Source organism: Bacteroides cellulosilyticus DSM 14838, from assembly GCF_000158035.1.
GTDB lineage: Bacteria > Bacteroidota > Bacteroidia > Bacteroidales > Bacteroidaceae > Bacteroides > Bacteroides cellulosilyticus.
The window spans coordinates 1,119,464-1,133,135 of the sequence record NZ_EQ973490.1 but is presented as its reverse complement, the minus strand read 5'-3'; the positions used below and the strand labels follow the sequence as shown (position 1 = coordinate 1,133,135).

At 43.8% G+C, this 13,672-nt stretch carries 6 protein-coding genes and 1 pseudogene; all 7 read right to left on the bottom strand.

Annotated features, from left to right (window positions below; all coding sequences use genetic code 11):
• Positions 1 to 11: 11 nt before the first annotated feature.
• The gene (locus BACCELL_RS08780) at positions 12 to 302 is read right to left on the bottom strand and encodes a hypothetical protein (RefSeq protein ID WP_007211358.1); all 291 of its coding nucleotides are present in this window, start codon (positions 300 to 302) and stop codon (positions 12 to 14) included.
• Positions 295 to 2,621, bottom strand: a pseudogene (locus BACCELL_RS08775) (DUF5703 domain-containing protein). Before BACCELL_RS08775 ends, BACCELL_RS08780 begins: the two are co-directional and overlap by 8 nt.
• 105 nt (positions 2,622 to 2,726) lie before the next feature.
• Entirely contained in the window at positions 2,727 to 4,439 is a 1,713-nt protein-coding gene (locus tag BACCELL_RS08770; RefSeq protein ID WP_007211355.1) for a RagB/SusD family nutrient uptake outer membrane protein, read from the bottom strand.
• 12 nt (positions 4,440 to 4,451) lie between these two features.
• Entirely contained in the window at positions 4,452 to 7,640 is a 3,189-nt protein-coding gene (locus BACCELL_RS08765; protein ID WP_007211354.1) for a SusC/RagA family TonB-linked outer membrane protein, read from the bottom strand.
• Between the two features lie 143 nt (positions 7,641 to 7,783).
• Entirely contained in the window at positions 7,784 to 10,093 is a 2,310-nt protein-coding gene (locus BACCELL_RS08760; protein ID WP_007211353.1) for a glycoside hydrolase family 3 N-terminal domain-containing protein, read from the bottom strand.
• 12 nt (positions 10,094 to 10,105) lie between these two features.
• Complete coding sequence (locus BACCELL_RS08755; protein WP_044153725.1) at positions 10,106 to 11,107, bottom strand: family 43 glycosylhydrolase; 1,002 nt, start codon at positions 11,105 to 11,107, stop codon at positions 10,106 to 10,108.
• A gap of 304 nt (positions 11,108 to 11,411) precedes the next feature.
• A partial coding sequence (locus BACCELL_RS08750) for a hybrid sensor histidine kinase/response regulator transcription factor (RefSeq protein WP_007211350.1) occupies positions 11,412 to 13,672 on the bottom strand: 2,261 nt, incomplete at its 5' end.

The following is a 13,672-nucleotide window of genomic DNA, read 5'->3' as shown; positions in this document are numbered from 1 at the left end:
CTGAGGATAGATTACGAGGTCGGGTGTTGATCCCGGATTACCGGATTCAGGAACATGTTTGCTCCGTGGACCAGTTGAGCTTCATTGTCACTTCCTCTCTCACCTGCACCGTGTAAAAACAGGACCAGCGGATATTTTTTATTCTTTTCTATTCTTTCAGGTTCTAATACCCTGTATCTGAGCGTATCTCTACGGGGAGATATATATTCCTTCTTAGCATAATATTTATCAATATCCGAGGCAAAAAGGCCGGCACTCAATAAAAAGAGGAAAACTCCTGTTACTAAAATACATCTATTCATGGTAAAAAGATTTATGATTAAAATGCGAGGGAAGGCAAATAACAATATCTTTTTCCCTTGTCTTTGGCTCAACCTGCATAAATTCAATTTTATTATTTCTCAGCGTAACTTCTACGGTGGTTTGTTTGGGAGCGTGCAGCCTGAAGTGAACGTCTCTGTTTTCAGGCCATGCAGGGAATAGGAGAATAGAATCACCGTTTGCTTGAAGTAACATCTCTTGCAAGCCGATCATTCCACTTCCTCCCCAGTTATGATCGGGTGTCCAATCAAATCCGGGTCCCCAGAAAGCGGGAAAACGATGAGGCCCATCGGACAGTTTCAATAAGGTGAGCCGTTCAGCTTCTTCAGTCAGGCCGAGGCAGGCGGCAAAGATATTGTCTTGTTTCCACCCTATATGACTTCTGAATTCGATGGCTTCAGGGTCATACAGATACGTATTAATTGCAGTCTGTAACTCCGGTTGGCCTATTCCGTATATTCTCCACGGATATACGGGATAGAGTGACGGAACTTCTGAATTATTGATTCTTTCCCACATCTTTGCCGGTGAGATTGTCTTTTTACCTTGCACTTCACGATAGGAAATGGGGGGAATACGTTTTAGGAAACCCGACCAATGTTCACGTTGTGTAGCGTCAAGTTCCGGCAATTCCAGAAGCTTTTCCGTAATGACTTTCAAAGCTGCAACAGTAGAAGTGGCGTTGGTTGCCATTTTATAGGTTTCGCATGCCGAACCGGGGTACAACACCAAATGACCGTCTCCATCGAGCTTGTTCGTTCCCCGTCTTAATGCCAGATAGCTATAATGTTCGTCAAAGAAGGTAAGTAGGCTTTCAATGAATGGAAGATGCGGAACAATAGGCTCGTTATTATATAAGTGCGCATCGAACATCATGAGTGCAAATTCCAAGGCTGTGTCCCAGGTGTATTCCAACCACGGGTTACTGTCTACTCCTACCGGGAATCCCTCATGGCGTGGTTTCCAATCGTATTCGGCCAGATTAGGCAGACCGAAGTTCTCAATCTGTTCGCTAAAACAGGCTCCTCCGTGGTTCCAGTAGACTTTCGTTCGTAGTTTGGCATTGTCCAGCATACGTTCGTAAAAGTCAAACTGAGGTTTCATCATATCGAAATCACCGCTTTTCAACATGGGGAAATAGACTAACCGTTGATTTTGTGCCGTCATGGTTCCTCCACCCCACAAGCGGAAATCGGGAGTGAATACCCGGGTAGAATCTATGTGTACCGGGTCAAACGTAAACAGTCCGCCGTTGAATTTAGTCGGTTCGCTACCGTACGCATTACATCCGAGCATGTATCGGAAAAGCTGATAGTTACGGCCCACTTTCCAGTAATCACTCCCTATTTTACCGGAATCGATGAAGACATAGCTTCTTTTCCAATACGAGTTCCACCACTGCCGGGTTTTCTGCTTTGCTTTTTTATCGGTTTGAACTTTCGAGATGGTTTTATTGAGCATTGTTTCCCAGTCTGCCGGGTTTTCACATTGCAAAGTAGCAAGTGCTAACCGAATCTGATGCTCCTGTGCCGGTTTTCTGCTCTTTAGACTCCACCCTTTAAAATCTGTATCAGTGTATATTCCCGTATATGTCTTTCCGGCTACGAGATTATCGCCATATATTCTTCCACCAAAGGTGAGATGTTTCAGAGGATTCATCATCTGATCTTTCACATCATTCAGTCCTTGTCGTTCTACGGTTCTATCAAACACTGTTTCTGCTGCGTTGCGATGGCAAAATCCGATTTGGTTGTCTATAAAACCAATTGAATCCTTCGCTGTAAACAGACCTCGGGAGGGTTGCCTTTATAAGAGTTGAAATGAGATTCATCCTTGCGAAGCAACCTGTTCTTGTATCGCCAGCTCTCATAAGAAACTTCTATATCCGTTTTACGACTACCTTTCACATCTACGTGAATGACCGGATGGAATACATCAGCCCAAATCTCGATGATGCTTTTTTCTTTGCCGGCGGTAATTTCAATGTATCCGTCTTCAAGTTTTAGCTCTTGGCGGAAGTCTCCCGATTCGAAAGGATTAGGGGTCAGGTGTATCTTTACCCGGCCTCCTTTCAGAAAGCCGTTATTGGCGTCGAATGTGCCGCTACGTGAGAAATAGAAATAAAGCTCCCCGTTCTCCACCCATACGTTCATACCGATTGATCCTCCGCCACAAGGCATCGATTCGTGTGAACCTTGAGAGGGGGTGTTCCAGATGGGATTATAGTCGGAAAGCGACTGCCCGTAAAGCGGCAGTACCAAGAGTAAGCAAATGATTATTATTCCTTGTTTCAGGTTCATACATCTTTTAGTTCAAAATGAGTTTTTAAAGATACGTTTTTCTGACGGGTTCACCACAAAGTGACATAGAATGATACTCTGTGTCACTCTGTGGTGAATACTCGTTTAGAACATGTTATTGGAGCCTTCCCAGCCTGGGTTTTGTTCCAATACCCCGTTCGAGAGCTGAATCTGATCATTCGGAATCTGCATAAACCCACCGGTTTCTTTTACTCTTCTATCAAACTGATCAAAGTAGCCGTTACCTCTATCTTCGTTGATGGTGGTTTGCTGCAAATTATTGTAAATGATGCAGTGGTTCAGATTTTGCTTGATAATGGTGCCTGCATCTGTTCCGTACCAACGTAGCAAATCATGATATCTCAATGCTTCGAAAGCCAGTTCATATCTGCGTTCGGAACGGAGAGCTTCATCGGTATAAGCAAGAATCGGTGGAAGTTGTGCTCTGGTCCTTACCCTGTTGATGCCATCTATCGTCCGGGTCATTTCGGCATGCATCAATAATACATCGGCAAAGCGGATGAGTACCAAATCCTGTGTTGTATCTTTCATGTAGTGCGGACTTGTTCCATATAACACGCAGCTATAATTACAGATAGTAACAGAACCATCCGCATTGACTTTCTTTACATTTACCGGCAGGTACTTCTTCGGCAGATAACCGGTTTCCTGCCATGCTTCCCAAACTCCGAAGTCATAACCGGAAAGGCCTTCTTCCGTATCTCTGACATCTAAAATAGAACCTTTCTTCCGCAAATCTTCATCGGGCCATTCATTCCAGAAATTGGTACTTACCGTACAAATGCCCCATCCCATTCCGAACGGAACTTGTGTCTGCCCTCTTAAACCGATATTCAGTGCAATGGGATTGCTATAGTTATCCGACCAACTGGCAATGGAAGAGTACTTTACGGCAAAGATGGTTTCATTATTATCACCGCTTTCTCCTACCCATGACAGATTATTGTCTCTCGCGTATTTGTAATCCGCTTCGGGTATATCTATAGCGTATGGCCATTGGTTGCGGAAGTCGCTTAACAGATCATGACCACTGTTCTTGATGCAATCTTCCAGCCAGGCAATGACATTCTGCGAGGTAACAGAGCCATTATCCAGGGTTACGTTTTCCCTCCTGTTTTGTTTGTAATATCCGTCATAGAACAGGTAGGCCCGTGCCATAAGAGCTTCTGCCGCCCATTTGGTGGCATATCCGATTTTATTCTTATCAATATCCTGAAATTTTATATTGGGCAGCAATTCAATAGCCTGTTTTAAATCAGATAAAATCACCTTGAACATCTCATCGGCACTTGCTTTAGGATTATTCTGAGGAGTAGTGTCTAAAACAAGGGGCGCATTGCCAAAAGTTATAGCCATGTAGTAATAGAACATGCCTCTTAAATAATAGGTTTCACCTAAGATCTTGTTTTTCTCTACTCCGTTTTCCCATTGCACATTTTCGGCATTTTCCAATATGTTGTTACAACGATAAATGCCGGTGTATAGGGCAGACCACAAAGGACCAAAGTCGTTTTCGGACATTGCTTTCAGATAGCGGATAGGTTGAGATAAATCTCCCAGGCCTCCTCCGGCTAAGCAATCGTCAGATAAGATGTTTCCGGCCAGGAATGGGTGGGAAGGGTTCGTACAGATGTAGAGTGCGGAGTATGCTCCATTTAGCAATTCCCGTGCGTCCTCTTCTGTCTGGGGGTAGTTTGAAGAGTCTTTCTTTGTGAGATTCTCTGTATCCAAGAAGTCTGAACATCCAGTTATTGAAAAGGATATTGCAACGATTGCCAATAATATAATCTTTTTCATAATGCGTCTAAATTAAAATTTAATTGATGCTCCAACCATAAAGGTGCGTGGAGTAGGATAGAAACCAAAATCAACGCCGCTGATCCAGTTTTCACCGGTACTTGTACCGATTTCGGGATCCATGCCGGAATAGCCTGTAATGGTGAACAGGTTCTGGGCCGAAATATAGAATCTTACTTGTTCAAAAGGTAGTGATTTCCATAGTTTCTTGAAATCGTATCCTAAGGTTACATTGCTCATTCTTACATATGATCCGTCTTCCAGATAAAGGTCGGAGATGTAAGAACGGTTGATGTGGTTACCACTGGATATGCGGGGGATACTGTTTGATGTTCCCGGTCCGGTCCAGCGTCCCAGGATTTCACTGGTATAATTCTGGCTGGGACTATCGGGCATGCGATATGCTCTTAATATATCGTTTCCAAAGACACCGCTCGCCACTAATGTCAGGTCAAATCCTTTGTAACTCATGTTGAGATTAATGCCCAGGTTGTAGTCGGGATTAGATTTGCCGATCATTGTCTTATCTTTATCGTCAATGATTCCGTCGTCATTACGGTCTACAAAGCGCACGTCACCGGGTACTGCATTCGGCATGATTACTACTCCTTCCGAGTTTTTGTAATTCTGAACATCTTCCGGGGTTTGGAATAATCCATCAGTCTGATAGCCATAGAAATAACCGATTGGGTATCCTTCTTCGGCACGGGCAAACTCCGACGCTACATTTCCCAAACGAACCCCTGAGTGAATAATCTTTTCGGTATTGGCGATACGAGTCACTTCATTCTTGTTATGGGAAAGGTTAATTAAAGCACTGTAATTGAAATCGTTGATGTTATCACGCCATCCCAGTGATAATTCAACACCCTTATTTACAACGTCACCGCCATTGATGTAGGGTGCCGCCGTACCGTAGCTGGCTAAAACGGGCGCTTGTACAAGCCAGTCTTTCGTTTTTTTGTGGTACCAATCGAAAGTAAACGATAATCGGTGGTCAAAGAACCGGGCATCCAATCCTAAGTCCAACTGTTCGGATGTTTCCCAGGTCACGTCAGGATTCGGCATGATGTCCGGATAGGAGCCGGTTTGCTTGTCACCTTTGTCTTGACCGGGGAAGTAGTCGTTATTAGACATGGCAATAGTAGACAGATATTGGAAAGGTGTTATGGATTGATTACCATTTTGTCCCCAACTGGCGCGTATTTTTAAAAAGCTGATTTTGTCGGTGATATTCTCCATGAACTTTTCATTACTCAATACCCAACCGGCTGATACGGAGGGGAAATAACCCCATCTGTTACCTTTAGCAAAGTTGGAAGAGCCATCAGCACGCATAACTACGGTTAACATATAAGTTTCTTTGTAGTCGTAATTGATACGGCCAAAGTAAGACATCAATCCGGTCTTTTCCCATGGTGCTCCACCGAGGGTGGTCTGTCCGGGGATAATTAGTTTGGCATTATCCAGATAGGCGTATTTAAAGGAGTCGAAGATTAATTTCTCGTTCGTACCGTTTATGCTTTCACCCAATCCGCCTCTTTCGGCTGACATACCGATGAGGGTATTGAAGTTATGAGTATCTTTGATTGTAAAATCATACGACAGGGTGTTTTCAAATGTCCATCCCAAACCGGTACTCATACTTTGGTATACAGAATTATTATCTCTCTTAGCTGCATCTCCCAAATGGTATTTCGGAGAAAAACTACGGTATGAAGAAGCACTGAAATTATATCCGAAATTCGTTCTGAACTTTAAATTCCTGATCGGTTGAATTACAGCGTATATATTACCATTCAGGTTGTGGTTTTTGGAAAGATTGTTTCCATTTTCATAGACCATTTTACCAATCGGATTCACTTCTACATTCAACAAGGGGATGGCTTGATGGTATTCACCTACGATATCATTTCCATTCTCATCTCTGGCCCACATGGGCAGCATGGGATTCGTTTGTAAGGCTGAAGAAATGTTGTTACCGTACATATTGCCTATGGCAAGTCCTTTCTTTTCACTGTATGAGTAAGAGAGGTTTTCACCTACTTTAATCACATCCATATCTTTAATGCGGTATAGCGTATGCTCGGAATTGATTCTGGCAGTGTATCGGTCGTAGTGCGGTTCTACGGGCTTGCCGAAAATACCTTCGTGTGCAGTATAAGACAGGCCCATAGAGTATACGGATTGTTGTGTTCCGCCCGAGATATTAAGCGAATGGCTTTGGATAGGAGCATTTTTATTTTCCATTTCATTCAGCCAGTTAGTTCCGTTCCATTTGCCTTCTTGTATCCTTTTCCAGTCACCCGGTGCCAGGAGCTTATCAAAATCGAGCGGTTCCATGTTGTCATTGGACTGCCCTTCCTGTCTGATCATTGCATAATCCGTAGCGTTCAGCAGGTTGAGTTTCTTGTATACGTTTTGTACGCCATAGTATCCGTCATATTGGATGGCAGCTTTTCCTTCACGGCCTTGTTTGGTGGTTACCAGGATAACACCGTTGGCGGCGCGTGCTCCGTAGATGGCTGCCGATGCGGCATCTTTAAGTACATCCAGTGATTCGATATCAGCCGGATTCAGATAATCAATGTTCCCTCTGGCCACTCCATCTACAATATAAAGGGGATTGGAAGAACCTGTAGTACCGATACCACGAATGATTACCTTGAATCCTTCACCGGGCTGACCGGATGTTTTGGTGATATTTACCCCGGGAGTCTGGCTTTGCAATGCAGTCAGTGGGGAAATGGTATTCATACGGGCTATGTCGTCGCCCTTAACCTGTACAGTGGCACCGGTGACCAGTTTCTTCTTTTGTACGCCATATCCTACAACCACAACTTCATCAATGAGTTGTGAGTCTTCAGTCATAGCTACAGTGTATTGTGTCTTTCCCGGAGTGAGGTTCAACTCAAGGTCGTTATAGCCGATATAAGAGAATACCAGCGTAGCATTAGGGGACACTTTCAACTGGAAGTTTCCGTCTACATCTGTTATTGTTCCGCTACTGGTACCTTTCAGGAGCACATTTACACCGATTAATTCGGACTGGTCGGTTGCTGAGACGACTTTTCCCCGTATGGTTATGTCGCTCTGACCGTACATCGGAATAAGGACAAGCCCAAAGAGCAGGAACAATGAGAGCCGAAGCCATTTCATGGCAGCAACATGGCAGGAATCAATTCTAATTCTATTTTTCATAAAATAATGGATTTAAAGAAATAGGCAATGTAGAATGTCTACACTACCTAAATTAATGGTTTGTAAACTCTTGACTGTGATTTAGTGGTTTTTCTTACTTATGTTTTCATAGGCTGATAGATTTAAAATAGGACAATATGAAGTTATTTTACGCGTAATTCAATTGTATTGAGATCCTCGTCTCGGGAAGAAGATCCCACCATGATCTTGAATGTTCCTTTCTCCACTTTGAAGTTCATATCCGTATCATAAAAAGACAGCATATGGGGAGTGATATCAAATGTCACGGTCTTTTGCTCTCCTTTTTTAAGAGATATGCGTTTGAAACCTTTGAGTTCTTTGAGTGGGCGGGTGACGGAACTGAAATCATCTCCGATGTATAACTGAACTATTTCGTCACCATCCATTTGACCGGTGTTGGTGATGTCTATACTGGCTGTCAGAGTTTCATCCGTGGATATTTCGGATTTAGAGAGGCGAAGGTTAGTGTACTGATAAGTAGTGTAGCTCAAACCATAACCAAAATGAAATAACGGACCGTTTTTGCCTATGGCGTAGGGGAACCAGTTGCTTGTGAGTTTATGATTGTATACAGACTGGATTTGTCCTACGTTACGAGGTACAGTGACCGGCATTTTGGCCGAGGGGTTGACTTTTCCATAGAGGATATCAGCAATGGCTTGACCACCGAATGAACCGGGTTCCCAGGCCTCGATGAGAGCAGCAACATGATCAGCGATCCATTCCACGCCCAAAGGCCGGCCATTGACAAGTATGACGATAGTGGGCACACCTGTGTTTTGAATGGTTTCCACTAATTCTTGCTGGAGTCCGGGCAGGTTAATATCAGAACGGTCGGTATTTTCTCCACAGGTTTTTTCTGACCAGTGCTCACGCATAGAGTTTTCTCCTACGACTACGATGGCAAGATCAGCCTGGCGGGCCATGCCGGCAGCTTGTTTCACTTTAGCCGGATCCATGGTACGGATGTTCCAGCCAAAGTCAAGAAATGAGAAAGTAGTATTGGGTGCCGCATCTTTCAAGCCTTTCAGTACGGTTACTACATTTCCTTCGGGCTGTGGTACAGCCCAGTCACCCAGAATGACATGGGTATCGGCATTAGGACCTGTAACAAATATCTTTTTGTATTTGGAAACGTCGAGTGGCAATATGCCGTCATTCTTCAATAGTACAATGGATTTATGCGCAATTTCGAGGGCTGTTTGCTGATGGGCTTTATTGAAGAGTAGGTCTTTGCTTTTGGCTTCATCGAAATAGGGATTTTCGAAAAGTCCGAGTTTAAATTTTGCAGTGAGTATCCTTCTGACAGACTGGTCGATACGTTTTTCTGTGAGTCTGCCATCTTTCACAGCTTCCAGCAAGGCTTCCATGAAGTCGGGTCCGTGCATGTGCATATCCATACCCGATTGCACGGAGAGCACAAAAGCATCGGTATAGCTTTCAGTAATACGATGGTAATCATGCAATCGTTCGATGTCCATCCAGTCGCTGACGATGTATCCGTCGAACTTCCATTCGTCACGCAGGAGATCGGTCATTAGGTATTTATTACTGTGCGAGGGTATTCCGTTCACCTCGTTGTGTGCCATCATAAAAGTGTAGGCATTGGCATCAAGGCAGGCTTTGAAGGGAGGAAGAAATATTTCGCGGATGGTGCGCTCAGAAACATCGCAAGGTGCTCCGTTGATTCCGTTTATAGACTGGCTTCCACCGATGAAGTGCTTAGGACACGCAATGACGTTTTCGGGATTGGAGAAATCATTTCCCTGTAATCCCCGTACGGTTGCGGCACCCATTACCCCTACCAGATGAGGATCTTCGCCAAAGGTTTCTCCGGTGCGTCCCCAACGTGGGTCACGTGCTACTTCCACATTGGGAGTGAATGCCCAGTGTGCCCCGGTGGCACGCATCTCAAGAGCGGTTTCACGAGAGGCCTGTTCTATCAAAGCAGGTTCGAATGTGGCTGCCTGACCGATGGGAGTAGGGTAAATAGTTGTTCCGCTACATAGTCCGTTGCCATGGACGGCATCGATGCCTATGATCAGGGGGATCTTCAACCGGCTCTTTTGTGCCAGACTTTGCAGGTGGTTGGCTTCTTCAAGATCGGTGACGTGGAGGAAGGAACCTATTAAACCTTCCTCTGTCATCCGGGCTACATCTGTTGAATGGAGATTTTTATAAAAGCCTTGTGCATGGCTTTTCTCCATTTCTGTGATCAGCAGGTCACGTTCTGCGGTCTGCATGTGTTTCAGGCCGACATACTGACACATCTGGGCCACTTTTTCTTGTAACGTCATCTGTTTCATTAGGTTATCCACCCTTGCCTCTATAGGTTGGGCAGGGTCCAGATAAAGATTATCAGGGGTATTGCACCCGGAAAGAGCCAGTGACACTACGGTTATCCTTAATCCTTTCAAAACTAAATCTTTCATACTTCTTATTTCTTAATTTTTGTATTGACTTTTGAAATAGGGGGCAGTTGCTGTAACAGCCGGAGAACTATTCTCAACGGTGGGCCAGCCATCCTCCCAGACGATTTTGCTCATCATAAGTACACGTCCTTCGGGGTTTTTTACATTGACGCTGTGATAGAATATCCAGTCATTACCGGCATCGTCTGTCACAAGTTGAGAATTGTGCCCGGGACCTACAAAATCTTTATTCTTCTCAATAACTACCTCGTGATGGTTGCTGAGCATAAGTTCGCCTTTTCTATTGACATAAGGGCCAAACAGATTCTTCGATCTGCCTACAACAGTGGTATAAGTGCTCTTCAATCCTTCGCAACAGGAACCTGTAGAGGCAAAGAGGTAATAGTAATCACCGTGTTTATGCAGTAGTCCGGCTTCGTAGCCATTTCCGGCTATAGGAATTTTGGGCGTATTGGGTTGGAGGGCAAGACCATCATCGGTCAGTTCCACTCCCCACAGTCCGTGCCAACTACCCCAGAAGAGGTATTTTCGGCCATTTTCTTCCATATAAAATGCGTCAATGGAATTCATAACCTCAATTTCATCGCTGAGAAATAACTTTCCTGCGTCGGTGAAAGGACCCTCGGGGCGTAAAGACCACGCTACGCCAATACCATTTGTGTGTTCTTCACCCCAGGAAGAGTTGGCGTAGTAGAGCACATATTTATCGCCTATTTTGCGGATATCCGGTGCCCAAATCAATTGCTGGAAAGTGGGACGAGTACTGTCCGTAAAGGCTGTGCCTACAAACTCCCAGTCAACGAGGTTGGCGGAGCGGTGTATGGGCAGGTTGCGTATATCTTCAGTAGCATAAAGATAAAAGTAGCCGTCGTCAGCCTTGATGATTGTTGGATCGGGCAGACTGTAGTCAATAACCGGATTGTTATAGGTTCTTTTTTCTTTTACTTTTTTGCCAGGCTGAGCCATGCAAGGTATACATAAAAAGAGAGTAATTAGTAAGGTAACTGTTTTCATATGTTTTCTATTTATAAGATTGAAATCAGTGCGAAGGTTTTCTGCCTGCAAGATTACGCATAGTAAGCGGAAATGGCTTTTTCCAGTTATTAAAATACTTTTGTTTCCTGTTAAGGGGAGATTTTTATCAGTTATCAAAAGTATTTTATCAGTTATCAAAAAAGGAAAGGAATGGGGGTAGAACGCCTTTCCGTGTTGGATTCACACAGAAACTGAACTTCGAACCTTTCAGATAAGTCTGAAAGAGAAAACTGAATTCTATAGAAAGCGGGAATATGTTGTAATACTTATCCGGATACGTCTTTTAACCGGGTTCTTCGGACAAGTATTTGCGCGGACTCATTCCATACTGCCTTTTGAAAGCTGTACTGAAATAACTGGAGTCGGGGAAACCGGTCATGGCAGCTACTTCCGAAATATTGTATCTCCTGCTGCGCAAAAGCTCCGCAGCTTTTTTCAGGCGGATGATACGTATGAAATCATTCGGTGCCTGATCTGTCAGAGCTTTAAGTTTATTATACAGTGAGGAACGGCTCATTCCGAGTTTAGCGCAGAGATTGTTGATAGAAAATTCGGGATCTTCCATACATTCATCAATCAATGCAAGAATTTTCTCCATAAACTCGCAGTCTAACGTATTGGTGTATGTTACATCCTGAGCAGGTGGATTGTCAGAAAGTAATGCTTCTCTTATCTTCTTCCTGTTGGCGAGTAGGTTACGTATCCGGGCCTTTAGGATGGATATGTCGAAAGGTTTGGTGATATAATCATCTGCACCACAGTCCAGTCCTTTGATAATATCTTCTTTATCTGCCAAAGCTGTGAGAAGAATGAAAGGAATATGGCTTGTTTCTACTGAAGTTTTAATGCGGCTACATACGGCATCTCCGTTGAGAACAGGCATCATGATATCACATACAATGATATCGGGGTTCAACTGTAGGGCCATATTCATAGCTTCTTCGCCATTGGAGGCCTCCACCACATGATAGTCTGTTGAAAGACTGTTTTTGAGGAACAGGCGCATATCATCATTGTCTTCGGCTACAAGAATAGTGACTTTCTGTGACTGTTTTTCTTGCTGCTCCGCTTCGCGGGGGATGACCTGGACTTTTGGATAATCGCTTCCCTGATATTCGGTTAGTTTGTTGCCGCGCATAAAATACTGGTCTCCTTTTGGAAAAGTCAGTCTAAATTCTGTTCCTATACCTTCTTTACTACTGAAGGATATTTCTCCTTTATGCAGTTTCACTAACTTTTTAGTCAGTAACAGCCCGATACCGCTACCTGTTTCTTTTGAGTTGATGGCATTTTTAGCCCGGAAAAAACTCTTGAATAGATGTTTTTGTTCGGATGCCGGAATACCAATGCCGGTGTCCGACACAATAAGAGACCAGTTTTTATCATCCTGACAGACCTTGATGTGGACTTGTCCGCCTTCTTTCGTGTATTTGATGGCATTGGAGAGGATGTTATTAACTATTTTATCCATCTTCTCGCGGTCAAACCATACGCTAAGCGAGTCGAAATCGATATCGTATGTCAGATAGATTTGCTTGTGCTTAGCTTCGACATTAAAGAAAGATATCTTTTCCTGTATGTATTCCGCCAGCTCATTGGGGCTCACAATGAGTCGCAATGCCGAAAGATCTGCCTTTTCGAAATCAAGTAATTGGGAAACCATCTGAAACAGTTTTTCAGTATTCTTTACGGCAATATAAAGAGAGGTTTTGCCTTTTTCAGTTAGTGCCTCACTCTCTCCGAGGTCATTTAGAGGACCTTTGATTAGAGACACCGGAGTACGAATGTCATGGGCTACATTAACAAAGAAACGTATCTTTTCTTTTGAATACCGTTTGTCCATCTTGTTTTTGGCATACTGAATAATGAACCGCAGCAATATTGCAAACAGAAGCAGATAAACTGCCCAGGCCCAACCCGACTCCCAGTAAGGTCGGGCGACTTCAATGTCCAACTCCCTTTCGTCAATGATTTCCTTATTGTCTTTGTTTAATGCTCTGAGTCTGAATGTGTATTTTCCGGGATTGATATTGGTATAGCTGATGATATTATTTTCGGGTGCAGCATACCATTCATTATCAAAACCTTCGAGTTTATAGACATAAGAAATCAAGTGCTGATGGTGGAAATTGACGGAAGAAAAGGCAAAGGAGAAAGAGTTCTGGTCGTAGGCCAGCGAAAAGGCAGAGGTTTCGTTGATGGCCTGTTTCAGCGGTGAACCTTCATCTTTTGCCTTTACTGAGTTGTAGAATAACTTGAAATCGGTGATAATCAGCTTGGATTCCAGTTGAATATCGGTTTCTTGCTGGGCGGAGAACTCAACGGCGCCATCTGTTGTTCCAAATACCAGATTACCATTTTTACGCTTACAGGCGATGTGGTAGCTGTATTCGAGGTTGTTCAAACCGATATATTCGCCAATACTTACCACTTTTCTTGTTTTGAGATCTATATAAGATATTCCCTTGTTTGTAGTAAACCAAAGGCGGTTCCAGTCATCGAGCTTCATACTATGAATGTAGTTTGATTTGAGCCCTTCTTTTT

What these genes read in the sequence shown, in the direction of transcription:
- BACCELL_RS08780 (WP_007211358.1), bottom strand. Translation starts at nt 302, where the DNA reads ATGAATAGATGTATTTTAGTAACAGGAGTTTTCCTCTTTTTATTGAGT.
- BACCELL_RS08770 (WP_007211355.1), bottom strand. Translation starts at nt 4,439, where the DNA reads ATGAAAAAGATTATATTATTGGCAATCGTTGCAATATCCTTTTCAATA.
- BACCELL_RS08765 (WP_007211354.1), bottom strand. Translation starts at nt 7,640, where the DNA reads ATGAAAAATAGAATTAGAATTGATTCCTGCCATGTTGCTGCCATGAAA.
- BACCELL_RS08760 (WP_007211353.1), bottom strand. Translation starts at nt 10,093, where the DNA reads ATGAAAGATTTAGTTTTGAAAGGATTAAGGATAACCGTAGTGTCACTG.
- BACCELL_RS08755 (WP_044153725.1), bottom strand. Translation starts at nt 11,107, where the DNA reads ATGAAAACAGTTACCTTACTAATTACTCTCTTTTTATGTATACCTTGC.